Genomic DNA, 26,991 nt, shown 5'->3' on the forward strand with positions numbered 1-26,991 from the left:
TGTGCGATGCAGCAATGTTACAATTCTTGATGGGTGTAAATTGCTGACTTTAGGTTCAGTAGTGTTGTATTATCTGCCACTTAACATGTCTCTCTCTGTCACAAAAGAAGGGGGCGCCAGCAGAGATTAACCTTTCTGCACTACAATACGGCATTCAAAATAATGAGTACAGTCGTGGCTAATCTAGTCGAAATCCGTGATTTACACTTCTCCTATGGAAAGCGCGCCATCCTGTCGGGCCTCCAGATGGACTTCCCACGTGGAAAAGTGATCGCTGTGATGGGTGGCTCGGGCAGCGGCAAGACCACGGTGTTGCGCCTGATCGGCGGCCAGATCCGCCCGCAACGCGGCCATGTCAAAGTGCAGGGCCAGGTGGTGCACAAGCTCAATACCGCCGGCCTGTACCTGCTGCGCCGCAAGATGGGCATGCTGTTCCAGCACGGCGCGCTGTTCACCGACCTGACCGTGTACGAAAACGTCGCCTTCCCGCTGCGCGAGCACACCGACCTGTCGGAAGAGCTGATCCGCAACCTGGTGCTGATGAAGCTGCACGCGGTCGGCCTGCGCAACGCCGCCAAGCTCAAGCCGGGCGAAATCTCCGGCGGCATGGCGCGCCGCGTGGCGCTGGCCCGCTCGATCGCGCTGGACCCGGAACTGATCATGTACGACGAGCCGTTCGCCGGCCTGGACCCGATCTCGATGGGCGTCACCGCCAACCTGATCCGCAACCTGAACACCGCGCTGGGCTCGACCACGGTGCTGGTGTCGCACGACGTCAAGGAATGCTTCGCCATCGCCGACTATGTGTACTTCCTGTCGCAAGGCAAGATCGTCGCGCACGGCACGCCGGACGACATGATGGTGTCGACCGACCCGTATGTGAAGCAATTCGTCAACGCCGAGGCCGATGGCCCGGTGCCGTTCCACTATCCAGGCAAATCCCTGGCCGATGACCTGGGCCTGGGAGTGCAAGTATGAGTCTGAAGAACTGGTTGTCCAAGCTGGGCGCGCCGCTGCGCGATTACGTCGAAAGCATCGGCTACGGCAGCCGCACTTTTGCCAACATGCTGGGCGTGTCGCCCGGCCTGCTGAAGCGGCCGTCGCTGGTGGTCGAGCAGCTGCATTTCATCGGCAATTATTCGATGCTGATCATCACCCTGTCCGGCCTGTTCGTCGGCATGGTGCTGGGTTTGCAGGGTTATTACACGCTCAACAAATACGGCGCGGAACAGTCGCTGGGCCTGCTGGTGGCGCTGGGCCTGACCCGCGAACTGGGCCCGGTGATCACCGCGCTGCTGTTTGCCGGCCGCGCCGGCACCTCGCTGACGGCCGAAATCGGCCTGATGAAGGCGGGCGAACAACTGTCGGCGATGGAGATGATGGCCGTCAACCCGGTCCAGCGCGTGCTGGCACCGCGTTTCTGGGCCGGCGTGATCTCGGTGCCGCTGCTGGCGTCGGTGTTCAGCGCGGTCGGCGTGTTCGGCGGCTACCTGGTCGGCGTGCAGCTGATCGGCGTCGACGAGGGCGCGTTCTGGTCGCAGATGCAGGGCGGCGTCGACATCTGGAAAGATATCTACAACGGCTTTGCCAAGAGCGTGGTGTTCGGCATCGCCATCACGTTCATCGCGCTGTACCAGGGCTACGAAGCCCAGCCGACCCCGGAAGACGTGGCGCGCGCCACCACCCGCACGGTCGTGATTTCATCGCTGATGATCTGGTGGCTGGACTTCATGATGACGGCGCTGATGTTCAGCAAGTAAGCGTAAAAGTACAAGATAAGAAACTAAGGAATCGCTATGCAACGTAAATCTCTGGATGTCTGGGTCGGTCTGTTCATCGTCGTCGGCGTCGCCGCGCTGATGTTTCTGGCGCTGAAGGCCGGCAACATGGGTTCCATGTCCTTCGGCAAGGCCTACCCGATCACCGCCAAGTTCGACAATATCGGCAGCCTGCGCCCGCAGGCGCCGGTCAAGGCGGCCGGCGTGGTGGTAGGCCGTGTGGGAGAGATCAAGTTTGATGACAAGAGTTACCAGGCGCTGGTAACCTTGAACATGGAAGAAGGCTACAAGTTCCCGAAAGACAGCTCGGCCAAGATCCTGACCGCCGGCCTGCTGGGTGAGCAATACGTGGGCATCGAGGCCGGCGGCGACACCAACAACCTGGCCGCCGGCGACAAGATCGCCCGTACCCAGTCGGCCGCCGTACTGGAAGACCTGATTAACCAGTTCATCTACAGCAAAGCTGCAGAAGGAAAGGACAGCAAATGACGCAACGCACCGCCAAACACCTCCGCAGCGCCGCATTGGCGCTGGGCGTCACCGTGCTGCTGGCCGGCTGCGCCGGCCCGAACCCGCGCGACCCGTACGAGGGCTTCAACCGCGCCATGTTCAGCTTCAACGACACGGTCGACACCTACGCGCTCAAGCCGGCCGCGACGGCTTACCACAACGTGCTGCCGAACTTCGTGCAGACCGGCGTCAACAACTTCTTCGGCAACCTGGCCGACGCCTGGACCGGCGTCAACAACCTGCTGCAAGGCCATGGCGAAGCCGGCATGTCGGACGTCACCCGCTTCGCGCTGAACTCCACGCTGGGCATCGTCGGCCTGTTCGACATCGCCTCGGAAGCCGGCCTGCAGAAGCACAAGGAAGACTTCGGCCAGACGCTGGGCACCTGGGGCGTGCCGTCCGGCCCGTACCTGATGCTGCCGCTGCTGGGCCCTTCGACCGTGCGCGACACGGTGGCCTTGCCGCTGGACATCAAGGGCGATATCTGGGGCTACAAGGAACCGGTCTACATCCGCAACACCGGTACCGCGCTCCGCGCCGTCGATCAACGTGCTAACCTGCTGAACGCGACCAGTTTGCTGGAAGACGCCGCCTTGGACCGTTACGAATTCATCCGCGACGGCTTCCTGCAGCGCCGCGAAAGCCAGATTCATCCGGACGGCGACGACGCGCCGCGCAAGCCGTCCAAGGATGACTCGGCCGAGCCCGAGGCTAAGCCAGAAGTTAAGCCGGAAGCCAAACCGGAAGCCAAACCGGTCGCCGCCGCGGAAAGTTCTACCCCTGTGTCATCCGAATCGGCGCCAAAAGAGTTAAACTCTGGCGCACCGGCTGCGGCAACCGTCAGCCAGTGACCCCGAAGAACCACACAAAGGTAACGACAACATGAAATTGATTAAACAACTTATCGCCCTGGCAACTGTCGCGCTGGCCGTGAACGCCCACGCGGCCGCCGCGCCGTCCAACGAAGCGCCGGACGTGCTGGTCAAGCGCATCAGCCAGGAAGTGATCGAGACCGCCAAGGCGGACAAAGCCATCCAGGCCGGCGACCAGAAGAAAGTGCTGGACCTGGTCGAAAGCAAGATCCTGCCCTACGTCGACTCGCAGCGCATGACCGCGCTGGCGGCCGGCCGCTTCTGGCGCGACGCCACCCCCGAGCAGCAAAAAGCGCTGTCGGACCAGTTCCGCACGCTGCTGATCTTCACCTACTCGGGCGCGCTGTCGCAGATTAAAAACGAAACCGTCGAGTTCAAGCCGATGCGCTCCGACCCGTCCGACAACGAAGTGGAAGTCCGTTCGCAGGTCAACGTGACCCGCGGCGAACCGATCCCGCTGAACTACCGCGTCGCCAAGACCCCGGCCGGCTGGAAGATCTACGACATCAACGTGCTGGGCGCGTGGCTGGTCGAGACCTACAAAGGCACGTTCGCCTCCGAAATCAGCAAGGGCGGCATCGACGGCCTGATCAAGACGCTGACGGAAAAGAACAAGTCGCTGGCCAACAAGCCCCTGAAAACCGTTGCCAAGTAAGCCATAACGCCATGTCCACCGCCGTTTCCGAAGCCACCGACAACCTGCAGTCGCTCACGACCCTGACCGTGCTCAACGCCTCTGCGGCGCTGGAGCGCGGCCTGGCGGCCCTCAAGGCCGGCCAGACCGTGTTCGACCTGCGCCATGTGTTGACGGTGGATTCGGTGGCGGTGTCGGTCATGCTGGCGTGGCAGCGCGCCGCCCAGGACGCCGGCGTCAAGCTGGAACTGAAAAACCTGCCGCCGGCGCTGCAAAGCCTGACCAAGCTGTACGGCGTGTGCTCGCTGCTGTTCCCGGCCGACGTCAAGCTGGACCAGGGCTGCGGCGCACCCGCCAATCCCGCCCACGAAGAGTTTGCCCCGGTCGACGCGCCGGAATCCTTCTTCACCAAAAAGACCGGTCTCGCCGACGACTCGTCTTCGCATCACCATCATTGACCCCCGCCCCACCCCGCCGCCCGCTGTACTCCTGGTAAAAAGCCAGTCCGGCTCTGCCGATCCGAATTTCCAATATAATTGAACGTTGCCGCTGCCCGAGAGCCGCGGCGCCCGCAGCACCTTCCGCCAAGTTTAGGCCACACCGCGCCGGTTCGCGCCGCCGCACCTTACAGATAAGTCAAGCATGACAGCGATCCAAATAAGTAATGTCGAGAAGCGCTACAAGTCGCTCCAGGCACTGGGCGGCGTGTCCCTCTCCATCGAGGAGGGGGAATTTTTCGGCCTGCTGGGCCCCAACGGCGCCGGCAAGACCACCCTGATTTCCATCATCGCCGGCCTGATCCGGCCCGACGCGGGCAAGGTCACCATCCACGGCCATGACGTCACCGGCGATTTCCGCGCCGCCCGCAAGAAGCTGGGCGTGGTGCCGCAGGAGCTGGTGTTCGATCCCTTCTTCACGGTGCGCGAGACGCTGCGCCTGCAGTCCGGCTACTTCGGCCTGCCCAACAACGACGCCTGGATCGATGAAGTGATGCACAACCTCGACCTGACCAACAAGGCCGACGTCAACATGCGCGCCCTGTCCGGCGGCATGAAGCGTCGCGTGCTGGTGGCGCAGGCGCTGGTGCACAAGCCGCCCGTCATCGTGCTGGACGAGCCGACCGCCGGCGTCGACGTTGAACTGCGCCAGACGCTGTGGAAGTTCATCTCGCGCCTGAACCGCGAAGGCCACACCGTGGTGCTGACCACCCACTACCTGGAGGAAGCGCAAGCCATGTGCAAGCGCGTGGCCATGCTCAAGAGCGGCAAGGTCGTCGCGCTGGACACGATGGCGTCGCTGATCCGCCGCATCTCCGGCTCGCAGCTGACGGTCAACCTGGCCGCCGGTGACCTGCCTGCGGACATGCGCCACCTGGTCACGCACCCGGAAGAGTCGGAGCACGGCAAGAAGTACAGCCTGCGCGTCAACGAATACGCCGAAGTCGAAACCCTGCTGGCGCGCCTGCGCGAATCCGGCGCCGTGATCGACGAAATGCAATTGCAACAAGCTGATTTGGAAGACATCTTCTTGCAGATCATGGACAAGGGGACTGTATGAACTTCATCTCCACCGGCTTCCGCACCCTGGTCTACAAGGAGACGCTGCGCTTCTGGAAAGTGGCCACGCAGACCGTCGCCGCGCCGATCCTGACGGCGATGCTGTACCTGCTGATCTTCGGCCACGTGCTCGAAGGCCGCGTCACCGTGTACTCGGACGTCAGCTACACCGCCTTCCTGATCCCCGGCCTGGTGATGATGAGCGTCCTGCAGAACGCCTTCGCCAACTCGTCGTCGTCGCTGATCCAGTCCAAGATCACCGGCAACCTGGTGTTCGTGCTGCTCACGCCCTTGTCGCACTGGGAGATCTTCTCGGCCTACGTGATCGCCGCCATGGTGCGCGGCATCGTGGTCGGTTTCGGCGTGTTCGTGGTGACGGCGTGGTTCGCCCACCTGTCGTTCACGGCGCCGTTCTGGATCGTGGTGTTCGCGCTGCTGGGCGCCGCCATCCTCGGCACCATGGGCCTGATCGCCGGCATCTGGGCCGAGAAATTCGACCAGCTGGCCGCGTTCCAGAACTTCCTGATCATGCCGCTGACCTTCTTGTCCGGCGTGTTCTACTCCATCCATTCGCTGCCGCCGTTCTGGCTGACGGTCTCGCACCTGAACCCGTTCTTCTACATGATCGACGGCTTCCGCTACGGATTCTTCGGCCAGTCGGACGTCAACCCGCTGGTCAGTGTGAGCATCGTCTCCGCCTTCCTGGTCGCGTTGGCGCTGCTGGCGATACGCTTGCTGCGCAGCGGTTACCGGTTGCGCCACTAATAATTTAAGGACCCATCATGCCTACTACTCCAGAACTCATCCACGGCTACATCTCGGCCGGCCTCGAATGCACCCACCTCGAAGTGGAGGGCGACGGCCAGCACTTCCAGGCCCTGATCGTCTCGCCCGCGTTTGCCGGCAAGCGTCCGATCCAGCGCCACCAGATCGTGTACGCCGCGCTGGGCGACCGCATGCGCGAGGAAATCCACGCGCTGTCGATGAAAACCCTCACCCCAGAAGAATACCAAGGATAAGCATGGACAAGCTCCTCATACAAGGCGGCAACCGCCTGAACGGCGACATCAACATCTCCGGCGCGAAGAACGCGGCCCTGCCCATCCTGTGCGCCGGCCTGCTGACGTCGGGCGATGTCGAACTGTCCAACGTGCCGCACCTGCACGACGTGGCGACCATCCTCAAGCTCCTGGGCCAGACCGGCCTGAAAGTGACGCAGGACGGCGACAAGGTCACGCTCAACGGCAGCGCCATCGACAAGCTGGAAGCCCCGTATGAGCTGGTGAAAACCATGCGCGCCTCGATCCTGGTGCTGGGCCCATTGCTGGCGCGCTTCGGCGAAGCCAAGGTCTCGCTGCCGGGCGGCTGCGCCATCGGCTCGCGTCCGGTGGACCAGCACATCAAGGGCCTGCAGGCGCTGGGCGCGGACATCACCGTCGAAGGCGGCTACATCTACGCCAAGTGCAAAAAGCTCAAGGGCGCGCGCATCGTCACCGACATGATCACCGTCACCGGCACCGAGAACCTGCTGATGGCCGCGACGCTGGCCGAAGGCGAGACCGTGCTGGAAAACGCCGCCTGCGAACCTGAAGTGACCGACCTGGCCAACCTGCTGGTGGCGATGGGCGCGAAGATCGAAGGCATCGGCACCAACCGCCTGACGATCCAGGGCGTCGAGGCTTTGCACGGCGCCAGGCACGCCGTGATCTCCGACCGCATCGAAGCGGCGACCTTCCTGTGCGCGGTGGCTGCCACCGGCGGCGACATCACGATCCGCAACACCCGCGTCGACATCATGGACGCCGCGCTGGACAAGCTGCGCGAGATCGGCCTGCAAATGACCATCGGCGACAACTGGATCCGCGCGCAGATGGACAAGCGCCCCGCGCCCGTGACCTTCCGCACCACTGAATATCCGGGCTTCCCGACCGACATGCAGGCGCAGTTCATGGCGGTGAACACCATCGCCGACGGCGCCAGCCGCGTGACCGAAACGATTTTCGAAAACCGCTTCATGCACGTGCAGGAGATGAACCGCCTGGGCGCGTCGATTGAAACCGACGGCAACACGGCCTTCATCAAAGGCGTCGAGCAGCTGGTGGGCGCGCCCGTGATGGCGACCGACCTGCGCGCCTCGGCATCGCTGGTGATCGCGGCGCTGGCCGCGCGCGGCGAAACGCTGATCGACCGCATCTACCACCTCGACCGCGGTTACGACCAGATGGAAGTGAAACTGTCCGCGGTCGGCGCCAACATCAAACGGATTAAATAACATGAGCGCATTCCAGGCCAATTCGCAGCTGATCCTCGCGCTGTCGAAGGGACGTATTTTCGAGGACACCCTGCCGCTGCTGGAAGCGGCCGGCATCACCGTCACCGAAAACCCGGAGACTTCGCGCAAGCTGATCCTGTCGACCAACGATCCCGACGTGCGCGTGATCATCGTGCGCGCCACCGACGTGCCGACCTATGTGCAGCATGGCGCGGCGGACTTCGGCGTGGCCGGCAAGGACGTGCTGCTGGAGCATGGCGGCGAAGGCCTGTACCAGCCCATCGACCTGCACATCGCGGCTTGCCGCATGTCGGTCGCGGTGCGCAACGGCTTCGATTACGAGACCGCCGTGCGCCAGGGCGCGCGCCTGCGCGTGGCCACCAAGTTTGTCGAGACGGCGCGCGAGCACTTCGCCAAGAAGGGCGTGCACGTCGACCTGATCAAGCTGTATGGTTCGATGGAACTGGCGCCGCTGGTCGGCCTGTCGGACGCCATCGTCGACGTGGTCAGCACCGGCAACACGCTGCGCGCCAACGACCTGAAAGAAGTGGAAGCGATCATGGACATCTCGTCGCGCCTGATCGTCAACCAGGCCGCCCTGAAGATTAAGCGCGCCCGCCTGCAACCGATCATCGAAGCCTTCGAACGCGCCTCTAAAAAGTAAACCATCATGCCGATTCAAATCACCAAGCTCGATTCCACCCAAGCCGATTTCAAAAAGTCACTGGACGCCCTGCTGGCATTTGAAGCAAGCACCGATGAAGCGATCGAACGCGCCGTCGCCGGCATCCTGGCCGACGTGAAAACGCGCGGCGACGCCGCCGTGCTGGAATACACCAACCGCTTCGACCGCATTCCGAACGGCGGCGCCGCCAACATGGCCGCCTTCGATATTCCCGAAGCCGAACTGCAGGCCGCGCTGGCCGCCATCCCTGAAGCGCAACGCAACGCGCTGCACATCGCCGCGCAGCGCATCCGCGTGTTCCACGAGCGCCAGAAGCAGGAGCTGAACGGCTTCACCTACACCGAAGCCGATGGCACGGTGCTGGGCCAGAAGGTGACGCCGCTGGACCGCGTGGGCATCTACGTCCCCGGCGGCAAGGCGGCCTATCCATCGTCGGTGCTGATGAACGCGATTCCCGCGCACGTCGCCGGCGTCAAGGAAATCACCATGGTGGTGCCGACCCCGGACGGCGTGAAGAACCAGATGGTGCTGGCCGCCGCCGCGATTGCCGGCGTCACCCGCGTCATCACCATCGGCGGCGCGCAGGCTGTCGCCGCGCTGGCGCACGGCACCGAGACCATCCAGCCGGTCGACAAGATCGTCGGCCCCGGCAACGCCTACGTGGCCGCCGCCAAGCGCCGCGTGTTCGGCATCGTCGGCATCGACATGATCGCCGGCCCTTCCGAAATCCTGATCATCTGCGACGGCACCACCGACCCTGACTGGGTGGCGATGGACCTGTTCTCGCAGGCCGAGCACGACGAGCTGGCGCAAGCCATCCTGCTGTGCCCCGACGCCGATTACATCGCCAAGGTGGAAGCGAGCATCAACAAGCTGCTGCCGGCGATGCCGCGCGCGGAAGTCATCCGCACCTCGCTGACCGACCGCGGCGCGCTGGTGAAGGTGCGCGATATGGCCGAAGCCTGCGCCATCGCCAACAGCATCGCCGCCGAGCACCTGGAAATCTCGGCCGAGAACCCGCAGCAGTGGGCCGACCAGATCCGCCACGCCGGCGCCATGTTCCTCGGCCGCTTCTCGTCCGAATCGCTGGGCGACTACTGCTGCGGTCCGAACCACGTGCTGCCGACGTCGCGCACCGCGCGCTTCTCGTCGCCGCTGGGCGTGTACGATTTCCAGAAACGCTCGTCGATCATCCACGTCAGCGAAGCCGGCGCGCAAACGCTGGGCAAGGTCGCGGCGGAACTGGCCTACGGCGAAGGACTGCAGGCGCACGCCCGCAGCGCGGAGCTGCGCCTCAAATGACCGAAGCGTGGATCAATCAGGTCTTCTGTGAGGATGCGCTGGCCGGACTGGCGCGCATCCCGGACGGTTCCATCGACCTGATACTGACCGACCCGCCGTACAACCTGGGCAAGGACTACGGCAACGACTCCGACTCGCAAACGGTGGAGGAGTACCTGCGCTGGACCGAACAATGGATCGACGCTGCCCTGCCCAAGCTCAAGCCCAACGGCAGCCTGTACATCTTCCTGACCTGGCGCTTTTCGCCGGAGATCTTCGTGCTGCTGAAAAAGCGCATGACGATGATGAACGAGATTATCTGGGACCGCCGCGTGCCGTCGATGGGCGGCAGCGTGCGCAGCTACTCGTCGGTGCACGACACCATCGGCTTCTTCGTGCGCCGCAAGGACTACTACTTCGACCTGGACTCGGTGCGCATTCCGTATGACGCCGAAACCAAGAAGGCCCGTTCGCGCTCGATCTTCGTCGGCGCGAAATGGCTGGAAGTGGGCTACAACCCCAAGGATTTGTGGAGCGTGTCGCGCCTGCACCGGGAGCATCCCGAGCGCGCCGACCATCCGACGCAGAAGCCGCTGGAGATCATCGAGCGCATGGTCAAGGCCTCGTGCCCGCCGGACGGCGTGGTGCTGGACCTGTTCATGGGCAGCGGCACGACGGCGATCGCCGCCAAGCGCTGCGGCCGCAATTTCGTCGGCTTCGAACTGAATCCCGACTACTGCGCCATCATCGCCGAACGCCTGGCGATGCCGGAAGTGCCGGCGCCGCCGGAAAAGAAGAAAAAAGCATCACCCAAGCGAAGTTTAATCAACTCATAGGAGCCTTAGTAAGATGTCTTCCATCGACACCCTGGTCAACACCACCATCCGCTCCGACGTGCGCGCCATCCATGGCTACCACGTCGCCGACGCGAGTGGCTATATTAAACTGGATGCGATGGAGAACCCTTACCACCTGCCGCATCACCTGCGCGAGGAGCTGGCCAACCGCCTGGTGGACGTGACGCTGAACCGCTATCCGGTCGCCTCCTACGAGACCATCAAACAGCGTGTGCGCGCCAGGCTGGGTGTGCCGGCCGGCTACGACGTCATGCTGGGCAACGGCTCCGATGAACTGATCTCCATCCTTTGCACCGGCTGCGCGCTGCAGGACCGCCGCGCCGTGGTGCTGGCGCCGACGCCGTCGTTCGTCATGTACCAGCGCTCGGCGCAATTCGCCGGCATGGACTACGTCGGCGTGCCGCTCAAGGCCGACCTGACGCTGGACCTGCCGGCCATGCTGGCCGCGATCGCGCAGCACAAGCCGTCGCTGGTGTTTTTGTCCTATCCAAACAACCCGACCGGCAACCTGTTCGCGGCCGACGACATCGTCGCCATCATCAAGGCGCTGGACGGCTTCGGCCTGGCCGTGGTGGACGAAGCCTACGAGCCGTTCGCGCAGCAGACCTTCATGCACCGCCTGCCGGAGTTCGACAACCTGGTGGTGATGCGCACCGTGTCGAAGCTCGGCCTGGCCGGCATCCGCCTCGGCTACATGTCGGCGGCGCCGGAATTGCTGGCCGAATTCGACAAAGTGCGGCCTCCTTACAACATCAACGTATTGACGCAGGCAGCGGCCGAATTCGCGCTCGACCACGTGGAGGTGCTGAACCAGCAGGCCACCGATTTGCGCGCCGCACGCGCCGATCTGATGGCTGCATTGGCCGCCATGCCCGGGGTGCAGGTCTTCCCGTCGGCGGCGAATTTTATCTTGATACGGGTGCCGAATTCCGATGATGCCTATGCGAAACTGCTGTCCCGCAAGGTATTAATCAAAAATGTAGGTAAAATGCACGATGTGCTGGCCAATTGTTTGCGTATCACGGTCAGCACCCCGGAAGAGAATTCCGCCTTCCTCGATGCCTTCGCAGCATCGCTGGCATCCTAACGTTATCGCCATCGCCATCGCGAGCCTTTCATGAACCGCACCGCAGAAATCACCCGCAACACCAACGAGACGCAAGTCCGCGTCTCCATCAACCTTGACGGCACCGGCCAGCAAAAGCTGAACACCGGCGTGCCCTTCCTGGACCACATGCTGGACCAGATCGCCCGTCACGGCCTGTTCGACCTGGAAGTGGAAGCGACCGGCGACATCCATATCGACAACCACCACACGGTGGAAGACGTCGGCATCACGCTGGGCATGGCCGTGGCCAAGGCCATCGGCGACCGCAAGGGCATCGTCCGCTACGGCCATTCGTATGTGCCGCTGGACGAGGCGCTGTCGCGCGTGGTGCTGGATTTCTCCGGCCGGCCAGGCATCGAGTACCACATCCCGTTCACGCGCGCGATGATCGGCACCTTCGACGTCGACCTGACGCTGGAATTCTTCCGCGGCTTCGTCAACCATGCGCTGGTCACGCTGCACATCGATAACCTGCGCGGCACCAACGCCCACCACCAGTGCGAAACCGTGTTCAAGGCCTTCGGCCGCGCGCTGCGCATGGCGTCCGAGCTGGACCCGCGCGCCGCCGGCACGATCCCGTCGACCAAGGGCAGTCTGTAAAACCGGGCTTACGAAAAAAACGTCATGAAAAAAATCGTAGTAGTTGATTACGGCATGGGCAATCTGCGCTCGGTCGCGCAGGCCCTGCGCGCCGTCGCGCCCGAGGCCAACGTGCTGATCTCCGGCGAAGTGGCCGATATTGAATCCGCCGACCGCATCGTGCTGCCCGGCCAGGGCGCCATGCCGGACTGCATGCGCAGCCTGCGTGAATCCGGCGTTCAGGACGCGCTGCTGGTGGCCGCCAAAACCAAGCCGCTGATGGGCGTGTGCATCGGCGAGCAGATGCTGTTCGACGTCAGCGAGGAAGGCAATGCCGCCGGCCTCGGCCTGTTGCCGGGCAAGGTGGTGCGCTTCCAGCTGGACGGCCAGGTCCAGGAGGACGGTTCGCGCTTCAAGGTGCCGCAGATGGGTTGGAACCAAGTCCATCAAACCGCGTCTCACCCGATGTGGCAGGATATCGCGGACGATAGTTACTTCTATTTCGTGCACAGCTATTTTGCCCAGCCAGCGCTGAGCGAACACACCGTCGGACAAACTGTCTACGGTGCGCCGTTCAGCTGCGCCGTCGCCCGTGATAATATTTTTGCGACCCAGTTCCACCCGGAGAAAAGCGCCGCGGCCGGATTGCAGTTGTACAAAAATTTCGTTCACTGGAACCCTTGATTTCATTTACCCCTAAATCTACCTAAACCATCATGCTGCTCATTCCTGCCATCGACCTCAAAGACGGTCACTGCGTTCGCTTGAAACAAGGCGATATGGAACTCGCCACCGTATTTTCCGAAGATCCGGCCGACATGGCTCTGCATTGGCTGAAACAGGGCGCGCGCCGCCTGCACCTGGTCGACCTGAACGGCGCCTTCGCCGGCAAGCCGAAGAACGAGGCCGCGGTCAAGGCCATCCTGAAAGTGGTGCAGGAGTACGCCGAGGAAAACGACCTCGATGAGATCCCCGTGCAGCTGGGCGGCGGCATCCGCGACCTCGACACCATCGAGCGCTACCTGGACGCCGGCATCAGCTACGTCATCATCGGCACCGCCGCGGTCAAGGAACCGGGCTTCCTGCACGACGCCTGCGGCGCCTTCCCCGGCCACATCATCGTCGGCCTGGATGCCAAGGACGGCAAGGTCGCCACCGACGGCTGGAGCAAGATGTCCGGCCACGAGGTGATCGACCTGGCGCAGAAGTTCGAAGCGTATGGCGTGGAATCGATCATCTACACCGACATCGGCCGCGACGGCATGATGGGCGGCGTGAACATCGAAGCCACCGTCAAGTTGGCGCAGGCTGTGAAGATCCCGGTCATCGCATCGGGCGGCCTGCACAACCTGGGCGACGTGGAAGCGCTGTGCGCGGTGCAGGACGAAGGCATCGAAGGCGTGATCTGCGGCCGTTCGATTTACGAAGGCACCATCGACCTGGCCTCGGCCCAGTTGCGCGCGGACGAACTGAGCGGCGACCTGGTCGAAGAAGAAGACACGGAAGAATAATGCTCGCTAAACGCATCATCCCCTGCCTGGACGTGACCGATGGCCGCGTCGTCAAAGGCGTCAATTTCACCGAGCTGCGCGACGCCGGCGACCCGGTGGAAATCGCCCGCCGCTACGACGAGCAGGGCGCCGACGAACTGACCTTCCTCGACATCACCGCCACCAGCGACAACCGCGGCCTGATCCTGGACATCATCGAGGCCGTGGCTTCGCAGGTGTTCATTCCGCTGACCGTGGGCGGCGGCGTGCGCGAGGTGGCCGATGTGCGCCGCCTGCTCAACGCCGGCGCGGACAAGGTCGCGATGAATTCGTCGGCGGTGACCAACCCGCAACTGGTGTTCGACGCCTCGCAAAAGCACGGCTCGCAGTGCATCGTGGTGGCGATCGACGCCAAGCAGGTGTCGCCCGGCAAGTGGGAAGTGTTCACCCACGGCGGCCGCAAGGCCACCGGCATCGACGCCATCGAGTGGGCAAAGAAAATGGAACAGCTGGGCGCCGGCGAGATCCTGCTGACCAGCATGGACCGCGACGGCACCAAGTCCGGCTTCGACCTGGGCCTGACGCGCGGCGTGTCCGACGCGATCAACATCCCGGTGATCGCCTCGGGCGGTGTGGGCGGCCTGCAGGACCTGGCCGACGGCATCAAGCTGGGCAAGGCCGACGCGGTGCTGGCGGCCAGCATCTTCCACTACGGCCAGCACACCGTGCAGGAAGCCAAGCGGTTCATGGCGCAGCAGGGCATTCCGATGCGCCTGGTTTAATTGGAAAATGACGATGTCGACTACCCCAAGCGCCTTGGCCAAGGCTAAATGGCTGAAGAAGATCCAATGGGACGAGCACGGCCTGGTGCCGGTCATCGCCCAGGAAGCGGGCAGCAACGATGTGTTGATGTTCGCCTGGATGAACCGCGACGCGCTGGCCAAGACGGTCGAGCTGGGCGAGGCCGTGTACTGGAGCCGCTCGCGCAAGAAGCTGTGGCACAAGGGCGAGGAGTCCGGCCATGTGCAGAAGGTGCTGGAGATCCGCCTCGACTGCGACGAGGACGTGGTGCTGCTGAAGATCGAGCAGGCCGGCGGCATCGCCTGCCACACCGGCCGCCATTCCTGCTTCTTCCAGAAATTCGAGGGCGACGCACTGGAAGGCGACTGGCAGAACACCGAGCCGGTGCTGAAGGATCCATCGGAAATCTACACCCCCGCCACCGTGGCGAAAACCAAAGCAAAGAAACCGACATGAGCACTATCCTGGACCGCCTGGCCGACATCATCGAGTCGCGCAAACTGGCCAACGGGGGCGATCCCGCCACGTCCTACACTTCCAAGCTGTTCTCCAAGGGCGACGACGCCATCCTGAAGAAAATCGGCGAGGAAGCCACCGAGACCGTCATGGCCGCCAAGGATGCGCGCGCCGGCGGCGACAGCGGCAAGGTGCTGTACGAGGTGGCTGACTTGTGGTTCCATACGCTGGTGCTGCTGGCCCAGTTCGATTTGAAGCCGCAGCAGGTGCTCGACGAGCTGGCGCGCCGCGAAGGCGTCTCCGGCATCGAGGAAAAAGCCGCCCGCAAGGAATAACCCCCCACTCACGGAGTCGTTGTGGAAAACTGCCTGTTTTGCAAGATAGCTGAAAAGAAAATCCCTTCCGCCATCGTTTACGAAGACGAAGACCTGCTGGCCTTCAAGGACATCAACCCGGCCGCGCCGGTGCATTTGTTGCTGATTCCGAAGAAACATTTCTCCACGCTGTCCGATTGCAGCGCCAACGAAGCCCCGCTGCTGGGCAAAATGCTGGCGCTGGCCCCCCGTCTGGCAGAGGAAGCCGGCTGCGGCGTCAGCTATGATGCGGACGGCTCGCCGACCGGCGGTTACAAGACGCTGATTAACAGTGGGCCGAATGGCGGCCAAGAGGTGTACCATTTACACCTGCACGTGATCGGCGGTCCACACCCGTGGCGCGGCCAGCGCTAAGCCGTATGACATCTACATGACAGGCGGCGCTTCGCTTATACTGTCGCAGCAGTTCACGTATCAATGGATAATCGGGCGTATGCGCCTTGCAAGGGGAATATGATGGGTTCATTTAGTATTTGGCATTGGTTGATCGTGCTGGTCATCGTGATGCTGGTTTTCGGTACCAAAAAACTGGGCAACATGGGTTCGGACATCGGCAAGGCCGTCAAGGGCTTCAAGGATGGCGTCAAGGGCGAGGACGACAAGCCGGCCACGCCAGCCGCGCCTGGCACCATCGACGTCGACGCTAAAGAGAAGAAGTAAGCTGGGGGAGCGCTGCTCCCTGCCAGGCTGAAACCACCTTATGATCGATCTCGGTCTTACCAAACTTGCTGTGATCGGCGTGGTTGCGCTGGTCGTCATCGGTCCTGAAAAGCTGCCCAAGGTGGCCCGCATGGCCGGGACGCTGTACGGCCGCGCCCAGCGCTACCTCAACGAAGTCAAATCCGAAGTCTCGCGCGAGATCGAACTGGAAGAGTTGAAAAACCTCCAGAAGGAAGTGCAGGCGGCGGCCGAGAGCGTGAAGGCGGACGTCGAGAATTCGATGTCGCAGCACGTGGCCGAGGTGGAGAACGCCTGGCACGATACGCCGACCATCCACTCGCCGACCATCAGCCACGTCACCACCGACGACCTGTCGCGCAAGGCGCGCGAGTTCCGCCGCAAGAAGCTGGTGCGCAATTCGGCCATCCCAGGCTGGTACAAGCAGCGCAACGGCGGCAAGATGCACGTGACTTCCGGCGCCGCGCGCGTGGCCCGCTTCCGCCCCGGCAGCAACTCCTCTTCTTCGTTCTACTAAATGACTACTCCTGAAAAGGGCGAAGAGACCTTTATCTCTCACCTGATCGAATTGCGCGACCGCCTGGTCAAGGCATCGATCGGCATTGCCATCGTCTGCGTCGCGCTGATGATCTGGCCCGGTCCGTCGCATATCTACGATTTCATCGCGCGGCCGATGATCGCCTCGCTGCCGGTCGGCTCGAAGATGATCGCCACCGGTGTGATCTCGCCGTTCCTGGTGCCGATGAAGGTGACGCTGGTCATCTCCATCATCCTGTCGCTGCCATGGGTGCTGTACCAGCTGTGGGCCTTCGTGGCGCCCGGCCTGTACGCGCATGAGAAGCGGCTGATCGCGCCGCTGGTGATTTCCTCGTCGGTGCTGTTCATGTCCGGCGTGGCGTTCTGCTACTTCCTGGTGTTCGGGCGCGTGTTCCAGTTCATCTCCGAGTTCTCGCCGCAGTCGATCGCGGTGACGCCGGATATCGAGAACTACCTGGATTTCGTCATGTCGATGTGCCTGGCGTTCGGCGCGACCTTCGAGGTGCCGGTGGTGGTGGTGATTTTGGTGCGTATGGGTTTGGTCAGCGTGGCCAAGCTGAAGGAGATACGGCCTTACGCCATCGTGGGTGCCTTCGTGGTGGCCGCGATCGTTACGCCGCCTGACGCGGTCAGCATGTTCTCGCTGGCGATTCCGATGTGCCTGCTGTTCGAACTGGGCCTGCTGGTGGCGCCGATGTTCGTGCGCATGTCGACGGCGCCTGAAGAGAAGGCCTGATCTCAGGAAAACAGTTTCACCAGTATCACGACATTCAATGTCAGCGAAATTCCCATCATCCAGAATAGCGTGGTGAATTTCGCTTTGACGCTGGCTTTCAGGGCTTCCAAGCCGCGTCCCAAGACCGCCACGTCCTGCCTCAAGGCCGCCACGTCCTGCTGCAAGGTCGCCACGTCTTGCTTCAAGGCCGCCACGTCCTGTTTCAAGGTCGCCACGTCCTGCTTCAAGGCCGCCACGTCCTGTTTCAAGGTCGCCACGTCCTGCTTCAAGGCCGCCACGTCCTGCTCCAAAGCCGCCACGTCTTGCTTCAAGGCCGCCACGTCCTGCTTCAAGGCCGCCACGTCCTGCTTCAAGGCCGCCACGTCCTGCTTCAAGGTCGCCACGTCCTGCTTCAAGGCCGCCACGTCCTGCTTCAAGGCCACCACGTCCTGCTTCAAGGCCGCCACGTCCTGCTTCAAGGCCACCAAGTCTTGCTTCAAGGTCGCCACGTCTTGCTTCAAGGTCGCCACGTCTTGCTTCAAGGTCGCCACGTCCTGCTTCAAGGCCACCACGTCCTGCTTCAAGGCCACCAAGTCTTGCTTCAAGGTCGCCACGTCCTGCTTCAGAATAGCGACGTCTTGCTTCAACGTTTCCACGGCCTGCTGCAGCCAATCCACGATCTGCTTCAGGATAGCCAGATCCTGCTTCAACGTTTCCATGTCTTGCTTCAGCAAATCCACGATCTGCCTCAGCGTATCCATGTCGTGCTTAACGATTTCTATGCGGGCGACGAAATCCGTTCTGAGCAGCACAAGCTCGCTGGGCGTGACGGTCGCCTCGGCAAACGCTTCAATCAGCGCTTGAGCCTGGGCCTCGGCTTGAGGCTTGGGTATCCCGGCCTCTACGAGTGTTCGAACGTACTCAAGTGTGTCGAATTTGATGGGCATGGTCATGATCACTCCCCGATTAAATAGTAGCAGAAGCCAGCCAAAACGCAGGCCAGCTCCCACCCTATCGAATCAATGGATGAGCCGTTTGCGCGCACGCAAACGGCCGTGATCCTACTGCGTCATCAAGCCCTTGATCACGCGCACCGGCGCGCTGCCGTAGCTCAGGAATTGCTCGTGGAATTCCTTCAGGTTGAACTTGGCGCCCAACTGCTGCTTGCGCTGCTCGCGCAATTCCATGATCTCGCTGTAGCCGCTGAAATAGCTGGTCAGCTGCACCGACGACACCTGCACCCGATGCCACTTCTCCACCGCCTCGCTGCGCGTCTGGAAGGCCTGGCGCGTCAGCAGGTCGATGGCCTGCTCCTCGGTCATGCCCAGCACATGCACGCTGTAATCGAGGATGGTATTGGTCACGCTGCGCAGGTTCCATTTCGAATACATCAGCCACATCTCCGGCGCGTTGTCGCCATAGCCGGACTCCAGCATCATGCGCTCGCCATACACCGCCCAGCCCTCCACCATCGCGCCATTGCCGAAGATGGATTTGACGATCGACGGCGACTTGTTCGCATACACCAGCTGCGCGTAGTGCCCCGGTATCGCCTCGTGGATATTGAGGATCTGCAGGATCCAGTAGTTGTACTCGCGCAGGCTGCTCTCGGCCGCCTCCGGCGTCGCGCCGTCAAGCGGGGTCACGTTGTAGTAGGTGCGGTCCTGCGGGCGATACGGCCCCGGCGCATCGATGCTGGCGCCCGCCACGCCGGCCTGGTAGGCGGGCGTCGCGCGCACTTCCAGCTGCTTCTTCGGATCCAGCGTCAGCAGGTTGTGGCTGATCACCCAGTCCTGCAGCACCGGCACCTGCCGGCGGATCTCGGCGAAGAAATCCTCGCGCTTCACATGGCGCTCGGATAGCTTGTCGATCACCATGCCGATCTTGGCGAAGCGGTCGGCCGGCTTGGCGGTGGCGCCCATGGTCTTGTCCCACAGCTCGTCGGAGATGCGCTCCATATTGGCCAGCAGCTCCTCGCGCGCGGCCAGCGCCTTCTGGTAGGTCTGCTCTGCCGTGCTGCCGGACTGGATGTCGAAGGCGAACTTCTGCTCATACAAGTCTTTGCCCAGGCGGAAGCTGCGGCGGCCCACGGTGTCCATCTGCTTGTCCATCTCGGTCAGGAAGGCGACGTAGCCGTCCACCGCCGTCAGCGCCGCGTTCACGCGCTGGGTGAACAGCTGCTTCTCCACCGGCGTCAGGATCGACGCCTGCGCCGCCTTGTCCACCTCGGTCAGCAAGGTCTGCACGCCGGGCGCCTGGGCGATCGCCAGGCGGGTGTGCTCGCGCGTCGGGTTGACGATGTTGGCGCGCGCCGCCTCGTAGTAGGCCGGGATGCCGGCGATGCGCTTGAGCAGCGTGCGCAGGCGCTGCGGCTGGGCCGCGTATTCCGTGTTCAAGATCAAGTCGATCGGGCCGGCCACGTTGTAACTGGCCGGATTCCATTCATATTCTTTCAGCGTGGTCAGGCGGAAGCGGTCGCTGTCGAGCTTGTTCATCAGCAGCGCCAGGTCGGTACGCTGCCTGGCCGAGAGCTGGCTGGCGTTGATGGCGCTGAAACGCTGCTTCCACTCGTCGATGAAGGCCAGCTCCTTGGCCTGCCCGGCCTTGTCGGGGATGGACAGCGTGGCGGCGGTGTCGTACTTGCCGGCGTAGATCGCGCTTTCCGAATCGATGCGCCACAGCGCGTTCAGGAACTGGCTGCTCTGGCCGTCGAAGGAGCGGTCCTGGCGGCGTTCAGGCGTGCCGGACGGCTTCAGCGACGGCGCCACGGCTGCGGCGGCCACGGCGGCGGCGGCGACCGCCTTGGTCTTGCCTTTGCCTTTGCTGGTGCTGTGTTTGCTGCTGCCCTTGGCGGCCTTGCCGCCGCTCTTGGCGTGCGCGCCGTGGGTCGAATGTGTGGACTTGCTGCCGCTCTTGGCCGCGGCGTGGGCGGCCTTGTGGTGCGTGCTGGCGCCGGCTGGTGCGACGGCGAGCGTCGTCATCAATACAGCCAGGGCGATTTTTGTCTTGATCATCGTAAGTAGCCTCTGTTTATTTTGACCAGGCCCGCCCATGCACGAGGCGGGCTCAGTCGAAGCGTGGGAGATTATCACTAATCGACCCGCTTGAGAGCGCCCGTTACAAGACAAAAACCGGAAACCGCGATTATTCGGCCGTGCTACATCGGCGGCACCGGGGAGGAGATATCGCGCAAGGTCTCTACCGTGCGGCCTTCCATGGCCTCGTCCTGCACCAGGTCCGCCATGGCGACGATGCCGACCAGCTTGTGGTCGTCCCGGCTGACCACCGGCACCCGGCGCACCTGGATGTCGCCCATGTCCTCCAACACCTCCTCGATGCTCTGGTCCTCGTAGCAGTAACAGATATCCTCGGTCATCACCTCGGTCACCAGGGTTTCCTCGGGCCCCAGGCCGGCGGCGGTGGCGCGGATGGTGATGTCGCGGTCGGTGATCATGCCGACCAGGCGGTGGCCCTCGGTGACCGGCAGCGCGCCGACATCGAGATCGTCCATCAACTCGGCCGCGCGGCGTATGGTTTCCTCCGGCGACACGCTGGTCACATCGCGGCTCATAATGTCTGCTATGGTTTTCATGGCGCTCTCCTCTTCACAAACCCTGTGCGGGCGATGCCAGTAAGACCGGAGCGGGCCAGGCAAAGTTCATCTACTTTTTCAGGCCTTCCTGCAGCATGTTGAGCATCTCGCTGGCCGACATGCGGCCGCTGACATCGCTGCCTTCGAGCAGGCTGTCGGCCAGGTCGCGCTTGTGCTGGTGCAGCTCGACGATGCCTTCCTCGATGGTGTGGCGCGCCACCAGCCGGTAGATGGTCACCGGCCGCAGCTGGCCCATGCGGTGCGCCCGGTCCGAGGCCTGGTCTTCCACCGCCGGGTTCCACCACGGGTCCATGTGGATCACGTAGTCGGCGGCGGTCAGGTTGATGCCGACGCCGCCCGCCTTCAGGCTGATGAGGAACACGTCGCCCTGGCCCGACTGGAACAGGTCCACGCGTTTCTTGCGGTCGGCCATGGTGGTCGAGCCGTCCAGGTACTGGTAGCTGATGTTGTTGGCGTCCAGGTGTGCGCGGATCAGCGACAGGTGGTCGACGAACTGGCTGAACACCAGCACCTTGTGGCGGTTCTCCAGCAGCCCTTCCAGCAGGCGGGCGAAGGCCGCCAGCTTGCTGCTGGCCAGGCCCAGCTCCGGCGCGATCAAATTGGGATTGCAGCAGGCGCGCCGCAGCCGCATGATCTCGGCCAGGATCTGGATCGACTTCTTCTCGGCCGGACCTTCGACGGCGGCCAGGTTTTCCAGCGCGGCGCGGCGCAGCGATTCGTACAGCGCCGTCTCTTCCGCCGACAGGTCCACCTCCATCGTGATCTCGGTGCGCGAGGGCAGCTCGGTCAGCACCTGTGCCTTGGTCCGGCGCAGCATGAAGGGCTGGATCAAACGCCGCAGGCGGTTGCGCGCGCCCAGTTCGGCGCGGTGGTCCTGCGGCTTTTCGATCGGCGCGGCGAAGCGCAGGTTGAATTGCTCGATGCTGCCCAACAGGCCCGGATTGATGAAGCGGAACAGGTTCCACAACTCGCCCAGGTGGTTCTCCAGCGGCGTGCCGGTGGCGATCATGCGGAAGTCGCCCTTGAGCGCCATCACGGCCTGCGAGCGCTTGGTGGCGCCGTTCTTGATCGCCTGCGCCTCATCGAGCACGATGGTGTTCCACTGCACGCCGGCGAACAGCGCGGACTCCAGCTGCAGCAGGCCGTAGCTGGTCACCACCAGGTCGTAGGGCTGCAGCGTCGACATGGTCTCGGCGCGGTCGCCGGGGCCGAACAGCTTCACGTTCAGCGTCGGCGCGAAGCGCGCGGCTTCGCTGATCCAGTTCATGCAGACGGAGGTCGGCGCCACCACCAGCGTCGGGCCTTGCGGCGCGCGCGACAAAATCAGCGCCAGCGCCTGCAGCGTTTTGCCCAGGCCCATATCGTCGGCCAGGCAGGCGCCCACGCCCCAGCTGGCGAGGCGCGAGAGCCAGTTGAAGCCTTCCAGCTGATAGTCGCGCAGCTCCGCCTGCAAAGTGGTCGGAAGCTGCGGCACGAAGGCCGCCTGCGCCTCCATGCGCGCCAGGTGCTCCTTCCACAGCTTGTCCGATTTCAGGCCGCCGATATCGTCGGCCAGTTCCTCCAGCGCGAACGACGCCAGCGGATGCAGGCGCACGCCGTCGCCGGTGATCTCGCCGTAGACCGAGACTTCCATCAGGCGGCGGTGCAGCTCCTCGGTCAGCGCCAGGTAGCGGTTTTCGCCCAGCTCCACGAAGCGGCTCTGGCTCTTCTGCATCAGCTCCAGCAGCGTCTTCAGGTCCATGACCTTGCCTTCGTCGATCTGCAGTTCGCCGCTGGCCGCGAACCAGTCCTTGTTGCTCTTGATGGCGAGGCGTAGCTGCTTGGTCTCCACCTTGGCGGTCACGCGGAAGCTTTCGCCTTCCGGCCAGGCCAGCACGATGCTGTCCGGGTTCATCTCCTGCAGTTCCACCAGCAGCTGAAGGCACAGCGCCGGTTGGCCCAGCAGCCATTCGCCGTGTTCCTGCTCGGCCGATTCCAGGATCGGACACTTGGCGATCAGTTCGCGCTCGGCGTCGCGCTCGTCGATCAATTTGCGGCGCGCCTGCACCGGCTTGCCGTTGACATCCGCGATCACGCTGTCCGCGCCGGCTCCGGGCGCGTAGTACGCGCCGTTGGCCAGTGGCCGCACCAGCACCTGCATCTTCAGGCCGTGCTGGTAGGGCAGCAGGTGCAGGTGCAGGCGCATGTCGGCCTCCACCTGTTCCATGTCCGGCGCGGCGCCGCCGATTTCCGACTGCACCGTCACCAGCGACGAGATGGAGCTGATCGCGTGCAGCACCTGCTGTTCCGCGTGGGCCGGCACGCTCAGGCCATCGCCGACGATGGCGGCGATGCGGCGGTGTTCATCGAGGATGGTGACCACGCGCAGGCGGGTCGGCGTCTCCTTGGTGACGATGACGGAGGAGCTGTCGTCCGGGATCGGCGGTTGCAAGCGCAGTTCCAGGTTGCCGGGGCTTTTCTTGATCAGCAGTTCGGGCTCGCCGGCCAGCATCTCCACGCGCGTATCCGGCGCGTCGGCCCAGAACAGCAGCGGATGGCCGATCAGCGCCGAGGCGGCGCGCTGCGGATCGATTTCGTAAGCGAGGCCGCTGGACTGGTAGGTGCGGTGCGCCACCGAGATCGCCTCGGACGCGCGCACGTCCTGCGGCGTGAGGAAATCGAACTGCTCGGCTTCGAAGCGCAGCCGCTTCAGGCCCACGGCGCGGCCCTTGCTCCACAGGCCGCGCGCGTCGCGCTTCTGCTCCACCGGCGCGACATCGGTCAGGCCGTGGCGGTTATCGTAGTTCAGCATCCACACCAGGCGCGTGCTGCCGGCTGCATCGACGGCGGCGGGCTGCTGCAGGTTGATCAGCGCCGTCAACTGCCGCTGCCACGCCTCCTGCCGTTCGAACCATACGGTCAGGTCGGGATAGCCGAGGCGCGAGCGCAGCGCGTTGGCGTGGCGCTGCTGTTCGACGTCGCCCAGGTGGCCCAGCAGGCATGCGGCCTGCCCGGCGATGAACAGGTAGCCGGCGCGTTCGGCGTTCTGCGCCAGCTCCTCCAGTTGTGCCTTGCGCTCGGACAGCTGCGGCAGCGACAGCCAGAAATACAGCAGGCACTGGAACATCTGCGTCTGCAGGCCGGTCTCCCACGCCAGCGCGGAGACGGCGGCTGGAGGCATGGTGCCGGCGCGGATCTGGCGCAGCATGTCGATCTGCTGGTGCACGGCGGTGTCGCGGTTCTGCGGCATGCGTACGGCGATTTCGAGGTAGGCCTCGGCCGCCTTCAGGTGTTTGGGATCGCCGCTGCGCAGCATCGAGAGCAGGTACAGGTAGCCGCCCATGCCGGTGAACAGGTGCTTGCGCTTGCCGGTGTCGCGCCGCAGCGTCTTGAGCGCCGCGTCGAAGCCGACGATGGCCGCGCCGCTGGCGCCGCGCAGCAGCACCACGGCGCTGGCGAGGTATTGGCTCTGCGGGCCGGCGGTGCGCTCCAGGTAGCGCTTGGCGTCGTCCAGGCGGCCGCACAGGATGGCGTCTTCCGCCAATGCCATGCGCAGCTCGGGGCTGATGTCGTCCTTGGCGGCCTGACGGCGCTGCAGGTGCTGTTCGCAGAATTCGCGGATCACCGGCACGGTCAGGAATTCATGCTGCGCGTTCTGCAGCAGCACCATCAGCACATCGTCCTGCAGCAGCGGATGCACGCGCGCCAGCATGCCCGGCTCGAACGGACGGCCGAAGATGTCGACGATGGGATGCAGCTGCGCCGCCTCGTAGCTGCCCAGGCAGAACGCCAGTATCGGCTGGATCTGTTGCGGCGTCTGGCCGCGCAGGAGGCCCATGCGCAGGCGCGCCATGCCGGCGCGGTAGCTGCGCGGCTCGACGCTGTTCCAGGTCTGGCGCATCGGCACCAGCTCGTCGTAGGCATTGCACAGGTCATCCAGCGCGTGCGTGCCGATGGAGGCGCGCATCGCAGGCCAGCGCAGCTTGGGGTTGCAGATAAAGCCGCGTCCCGTCACCACGCTGATGAAGGCCAGCCGTTCCAGCTTGCGCAGCGCCTCGTCCAAGGTGCCGACGCTGTAGGCATTGCCGTCCTTGTCCTCGATGCGCGCGCGGTTCAGGTGATCGAGGATGGAAGTGCGTCCCACCGGCTCGCCGATCAGGGCGAGCAACGCCAGTATCATTTTTTCGTTGAACTCAAGCGTGTCAAATTCGGCGAGCAGCTTTGCGTCGGTCATGCGGGGTCAATCTTTCAGGTTATCGATGTGTACCGGCGGCGTGGCGGCCGGGTCGTGCAGGCCACGGGTTAGCTTAAATACGCGCTGGTAGAAGTACAGCTCCGCCTCCAGCGTGCGGACGATGTTCTCGCCCTTGCGGAAGCCGTGGCCCTCGCCCTCCAGCGGCACGTAGGCCACCGGCACGCCGCGCGCCTTGAGCGCGTCGACCATCATCTCCGATTGCTGCGGCGGCACCACCTTGTCGTCCAGGCCCTGGAAGAAGATCATCGGGCGCGCCAGCTTGTCGGTGTGGTTGATCGGCGAGCGGGCCTGGTACAGCGCCTCCGCCTGCGGCTGCGGCGCGATCAGGTATTCGTTGTAGTGCGATTCGAACTTGTGCGAGTCCTGGTCCAGGCCTTTGAGGTCGGAGACGCCGTAGTAGCTGGCGCCGGCCTTGAACACATCGTGGAAGGTCAGCGCGCACAGCGTGGTCAGGCCGCCGGCGCTGCCGCCGCGGATGATCAGGCGTTCGCCGTCGGCCAGGCCGTGTTCGACCAGCGCCCGCGCGCCGGCCACGCAGTCCTCGACATCGACGATGCCCCACTGGCCCTTGAGCAGGTCGCGGTAGGCGCGGCCGAAGCCGGTGCTGCCGCCGTAGTTCACATCGAGTACGCCGAAACCCCGGCTGGTCCAGAACTGGGTCTTCAGGTTCAGCGTGTTGACGGTCATGCCGGTCGGGCCGCCGTGGCTGATGACGATCACCGGCGGCTTGCTGCCTGCGGGCGCGGTCACGTCGCGGTTGCGCGGCGGGTAGAAGAAGGCGTGCGCGGTGCGCCCGTTGGCGCTGGGGTAGCTGATGCTGGCGGGAATGGACAGTTGGTCCTCGTCCGGCAGCTCCTCGATCGACTGCGCCAGGATCTCCACGCCCTCCTCGGTGAAGTCGATGCGCGCCAGCTCCATCGGGATGGTGGGGCCGCCGGCCAGCATGGCGATGTAGCCCGGGGCCACGCGCAGTTCGCGGATTTCCTCGTAGGGGTTGGCGATGGCTTCCAGCTTGCCGCTGCCCGGCAGCAGGCGCGCCAGGCGGCTCACGCCCTTGTCGATGTAGGTGCAGATGATTTCGGAGGCCGAGCGGAAGCCGTACATCGAGTTCCCGAAGGTCCAATGCGGGGAGGCGAATTCCGCCTCCATCGGGCACAGGCCCTCGGTGCGGTCGCGGCCCCGGCACAGGCGGTACAGGTTCCACCAGCCGCTGCGGTCGGAGACGAAGTGCAGTAGGCCGTCCGGCGACCATTCGGGCTGGCACACCGATTCCTCGTCGCCGCCGGCGATGCGCAGCGGCGCGGCCAGCGTGCCGTCGTCGCCGATGTCGGCCAGCCATAGCGTGGTGCCCTGCCACGGCATGCGCGGATGGTCCCAGCTCAGCCAAGCCAGCGAGCGGCCATCCGGCGACAGGCGCGGCGACGAATAGAAATCGGCGCCCTGCGCCAGCACGGTCTCGCCACCGTCGGCGTCGATGGCGCAGATGGTGTTGGCTGGCTGCGCGTGCGGGTCATCGCCATGCAGCTCGCGCACGCCGATCAGGCGCCCGCGCGCGCGGTCCACCACGAAATCGGCGAAGCGCTGCTTGCCCGCGGTGGTCAGCGCGACCGGCTCGGCGCCGTCGTCGGCTAGATCAAGTTTGTAGACGCGGTTGTCGGCAAAATGCGAAAAATAGACGGTATCGCCGTCCACCTGGTAGGCGCCGCCGCCGTATTCGTGTACGCGGCTGCGCACATTGAAGGGGGCCGGGGTCAATTCGCCGGTGCTCACGCCGTGGTGGCGCAGCAGGGTATTGCGGCCCGCTTCGGCGGCGCGGCCGGCCAGCCAGAAGATATCGCTGCCATCGGCGCCACCCAGCATCAGCGTGGACAGGGGCGTGGCGCCGGCGGCGACGCGCGCGGCGCTGATGGTCGATGGCCAGGCGCCGTAAGGGGCGGTAATGGGTGGGGCGGATGTCATGG

The 26,991-nt window shown here is 64.0% G+C and carries 29 protein-coding genes; 24 read left to right on the forward strand and 5 right to left on the reverse strand.

The features are described from left to right. Window positions 1-174: 174 nt before the first annotated feature. From ACUJB0_RS21740 to tatC, 24 genes are all read left to right on the forward strand, one after another. On the forward strand, window positions 175-978 hold the full coding sequence (locus tag ACUJB0_RS21740; protein ID WP_444847036.1) for an ABC transporter ATP-binding protein: 804 nt from the start codon (window positions 175-177) through the stop codon (window positions 976-978). After that, window positions 975-1,760, forward strand: coding sequence for a lipid asymmetry maintenance ABC transporter permease subunit MlaE (mlaE, locus tag ACUJB0_RS21745; protein WP_161089568.1), 786 nt, complete (start codon window positions 975-977; stop codon window positions 1,758-1,760). The genes ACUJB0_RS21740 and mlaE overlap by 4 nt, the downstream gene beginning before the upstream one ends. Before the next feature lie 36 nt (window positions 1,761-1,796). Next, window positions 1,797-2,267 carry an outer membrane lipid asymmetry maintenance protein MlaD gene (gene mlaD, locus ACUJB0_RS21750; RefSeq protein WP_161089569.1) on the forward strand — a complete coding sequence of 157 codons (471 nt, stop codon included), beginning with the start codon at window positions 1,797-1,799 and terminating at the stop codon, window positions 2,265-2,267. Further along, entirely contained in the window at window positions 2,264-3,139 is an 876-nt protein-coding gene (locus tag ACUJB0_RS21755; RefSeq protein WP_444847037.1) for an MlaA family lipoprotein, read from the forward strand. The genes mlaD and ACUJB0_RS21755 overlap by 4 nt, the downstream gene beginning before the upstream one ends. Before the next feature lie 31 nt (window positions 3,140-3,170). Beyond that, window positions 3,171-3,815, forward strand: coding sequence for an MlaC/ttg2D family ABC transporter substrate-binding protein (locus ACUJB0_RS21760; RefSeq protein ID WP_161083044.1), 645 nt, complete (start codon window positions 3,171-3,173; stop codon window positions 3,813-3,815). Between the two features lie 11 nt (window positions 3,816-3,826). After that, window positions 3,827-4,252 carry an STAS domain-containing protein gene (locus ACUJB0_RS21765; protein ID WP_444847038.1) on the forward strand — a complete coding sequence of 142 codons (426 nt, stop codon included), beginning with the start codon at window positions 3,827-3,829 and terminating at the stop codon, window positions 4,250-4,252. Window positions 4,253-4,436: 184 nt separating this feature from the next. Further along, window positions 4,437-5,351 carry an ABC transporter ATP-binding protein gene (locus tag ACUJB0_RS21770; RefSeq protein ID WP_444847039.1) on the forward strand — a complete coding sequence of 305 codons (915 nt, stop codon included), beginning with the start codon at window positions 4,437-4,439 and terminating at the stop codon, window positions 5,349-5,351. After that, window positions 5,348-6,115: an ABC transporter permease gene (locus tag ACUJB0_RS21775; RefSeq protein ID WP_117012203.1), complete on the forward strand. Its 768-nt coding sequence runs from the start codon at window positions 5,348-5,350 to the stop codon at window positions 6,113-6,115. The genes ACUJB0_RS21770 and ACUJB0_RS21775 overlap by 4 nt, the downstream gene beginning before the upstream one ends. A gap of 17 nt (window positions 6,116-6,132) precedes the next feature. Next, on the forward strand, window positions 6,133-6,369 hold the full coding sequence (locus ACUJB0_RS21780) for a BolA family protein (protein WP_161083048.1): 237 nt from the start codon (window positions 6,133-6,135) through the stop codon (window positions 6,367-6,369). 2 nt (window positions 6,370-6,371) lie between these two features. Continuing rightward, complete coding sequence (murA, locus tag ACUJB0_RS21785) at window positions 6,372-7,622, forward strand: UDP-N-acetylglucosamine 1-carboxyvinyltransferase (RefSeq protein WP_444847040.1); 1,251 nt, start codon at window positions 6,372-6,374, stop codon at window positions 7,620-7,622. Window position 7,623: 1 nt separating this feature from the next. Continuing rightward, the gene (hisG, locus tag ACUJB0_RS21790) at window positions 7,624-8,286 is read left to right on the forward strand and encodes an ATP phosphoribosyltransferase (protein WP_161089575.1); all 663 of its coding nucleotides are present in this window, start codon (window positions 7,624-7,626) and stop codon (window positions 8,284-8,286) included. Between the two features lie 6 nt (window positions 8,287-8,292). After that, window positions 8,293-9,609 (forward strand): histidinol dehydrogenase, encoded by a 1,317-nt coding sequence (hisD, locus tag ACUJB0_RS21795; protein ID WP_444847041.1) that lies wholly within the window; start codon window positions 8,293-8,295, stop codon window positions 9,607-9,609. Next, window positions 9,606-10,424, forward strand: a complete 819-nt coding sequence (locus tag ACUJB0_RS21800) for a DNA-methyltransferase (RefSeq protein WP_161083052.1) — start codon at window positions 9,606-9,608, stop codon at window positions 10,422-10,424. The genes hisD and ACUJB0_RS21800 overlap by 4 nt, the downstream gene beginning before the upstream one ends. Before the next feature lie 13 nt (window positions 10,425-10,437). Then, window positions 10,438-11,532, forward strand: a complete 1,095-nt coding sequence (gene hisC, locus ACUJB0_RS21805; protein WP_444847042.1) for a histidinol-phosphate transaminase — start codon at window positions 10,438-10,440, stop codon at window positions 11,530-11,532. A 30-nt stretch (window positions 11,533-11,562) separates the two neighbouring features. Next, complete coding sequence (hisB, locus tag ACUJB0_RS21810) at window positions 11,563-12,153, forward strand: imidazoleglycerol-phosphate dehydratase HisB (protein WP_117012196.1); 591 nt, start codon at window positions 11,563-11,565, stop codon at window positions 12,151-12,153. Window positions 12,154-12,177: 24 nt separating this feature from the next. Continuing rightward, complete coding sequence (gene hisH / locus ACUJB0_RS21815; RefSeq protein ID WP_444847043.1) at window positions 12,178-12,816, forward strand: imidazole glycerol phosphate synthase subunit HisH; 639 nt, start codon at window positions 12,178-12,180, stop codon at window positions 12,814-12,816. Between the two features lie 32 nt (window positions 12,817-12,848). Further along, window positions 12,849-13,643, forward strand: a complete 795-nt coding sequence (gene hisA / locus ACUJB0_RS21820; protein ID WP_444847044.1) for a 1-(5-phosphoribosyl)-5-[(5-phosphoribosylamino)methylideneamino]imidazole-4-carboxamide isomerase — start codon at window positions 12,849-12,851, stop codon at window positions 13,641-13,643. Then, window positions 13,643-14,404, forward strand: a complete 762-nt coding sequence (hisF, locus tag ACUJB0_RS21825) for an imidazole glycerol phosphate synthase subunit HisF (RefSeq protein WP_444847045.1) — start codon at window positions 13,643-13,645, stop codon at window positions 14,402-14,404. Before hisA ends, hisF begins: the two co-directional genes overlap by 1 nt. Before the next feature lie 13 nt (window positions 14,405-14,417). Then, on the forward strand, window positions 14,418-14,879 hold the full coding sequence (gene hisI / locus ACUJB0_RS21830; protein ID WP_161083057.1) for a phosphoribosyl-AMP cyclohydrolase: 462 nt from the start codon (window positions 14,418-14,420) through the stop codon (window positions 14,877-14,879). Further along, complete coding sequence (locus tag ACUJB0_RS21835; protein WP_117012191.1) at window positions 14,876-15,214, forward strand: phosphoribosyl-ATP diphosphatase; 339 nt, start codon at window positions 14,876-14,878, stop codon at window positions 15,212-15,214. The genes hisI and ACUJB0_RS21835 overlap by 4 nt, the downstream gene beginning before the upstream one ends. A gap of 21 nt (window positions 15,215-15,235) precedes the next feature. After that, window positions 15,236-15,607 carry a histidine triad nucleotide-binding protein gene (locus ACUJB0_RS21840; protein ID WP_444847046.1) on the forward strand — a complete coding sequence of 124 codons (372 nt, stop codon included), beginning with the start codon at window positions 15,236-15,238 and terminating at the stop codon, window positions 15,605-15,607. A gap of 102 nt (window positions 15,608-15,709) precedes the next feature. Further along, on the forward strand, window positions 15,710-15,913 hold the full coding sequence (gene tatA, locus ACUJB0_RS21845; RefSeq protein WP_117012745.1) for a Sec-independent protein translocase subunit TatA: 204 nt from the start codon (window positions 15,710-15,712) through the stop codon (window positions 15,911-15,913). Between the two features lie 40 nt (window positions 15,914-15,953). Further along, window positions 15,954-16,448 (forward strand): Sec-independent protein translocase protein TatB, encoded by a 495-nt coding sequence (gene tatB, locus ACUJB0_RS21850; protein ID WP_444847047.1) that lies wholly within the window; start codon window positions 15,954-15,956, stop codon window positions 16,446-16,448. Then, window positions 16,449-17,204 carry a twin-arginine translocase subunit TatC gene (tatC, locus tag ACUJB0_RS21855; RefSeq protein WP_444847048.1) on the forward strand — a complete coding sequence of 252 codons (756 nt, stop codon included), beginning with the start codon at window positions 16,449-16,451 and terminating at the stop codon, window positions 17,202-17,204. It abuts the gene before it with no gap. 2 nt (window positions 17,205-17,206) lie between these two features. Here the strand turns inward: tatC and ACUJB0_RS21860 are convergent, their stop codons facing one another. The 5 genes from ACUJB0_RS21860 to ACUJB0_RS21880 form a co-directional block, all read right to left on the reverse strand. Next, on the reverse strand, window positions 17,207-18,136 hold the full coding sequence (locus ACUJB0_RS21860) for a hypothetical protein (RefSeq protein WP_444847049.1): 930 nt from the start codon (window positions 18,134-18,136) through the stop codon (window positions 17,207-17,209). A gap of 108 nt (window positions 18,137-18,244) precedes the next feature. Beyond that, entirely contained in the window at window positions 18,245-20,197 is a 1,953-nt protein-coding gene (locus ACUJB0_RS21865; RefSeq protein WP_444847050.1) for a DUF885 domain-containing protein, read from the reverse strand. A 143-nt stretch (window positions 20,198-20,340) separates the two neighbouring features. Beyond that, window positions 20,341-20,775 (reverse strand): CBS domain-containing protein, encoded by a 435-nt coding sequence (locus ACUJB0_RS21870; RefSeq protein WP_444847051.1) that lies wholly within the window; start codon window positions 20,773-20,775, stop codon window positions 20,341-20,343. Window positions 20,776-20,845: 70 nt separating this feature from the next. After that, on the reverse strand, window positions 20,846-25,009 hold the full coding sequence (locus ACUJB0_RS21875) for a DEAD/DEAH box helicase (RefSeq protein WP_444847052.1): 4,164 nt from the start codon (window positions 25,007-25,009) through the stop codon (window positions 20,846-20,848). 6 nt (window positions 25,010-25,015) lie between these two features. Continuing rightward, window positions 25,016-26,989 (reverse strand): prolyl oligopeptidase family serine peptidase, encoded by a 1,974-nt coding sequence (locus ACUJB0_RS21880; RefSeq protein WP_444847053.1) that lies wholly within the window; start codon window positions 26,987-26,989, stop codon window positions 25,016-25,018. Window positions 26,990-26,991 lie beyond the last annotated feature (2 nt).

Source organism: Duganella caerulea, assembly GCF_040362985.1.
GTDB lineage: Bacteria > Pseudomonadota > Gammaproteobacteria > Burkholderiales > Burkholderiaceae_D > Rugamonas > Rugamonas vulcania.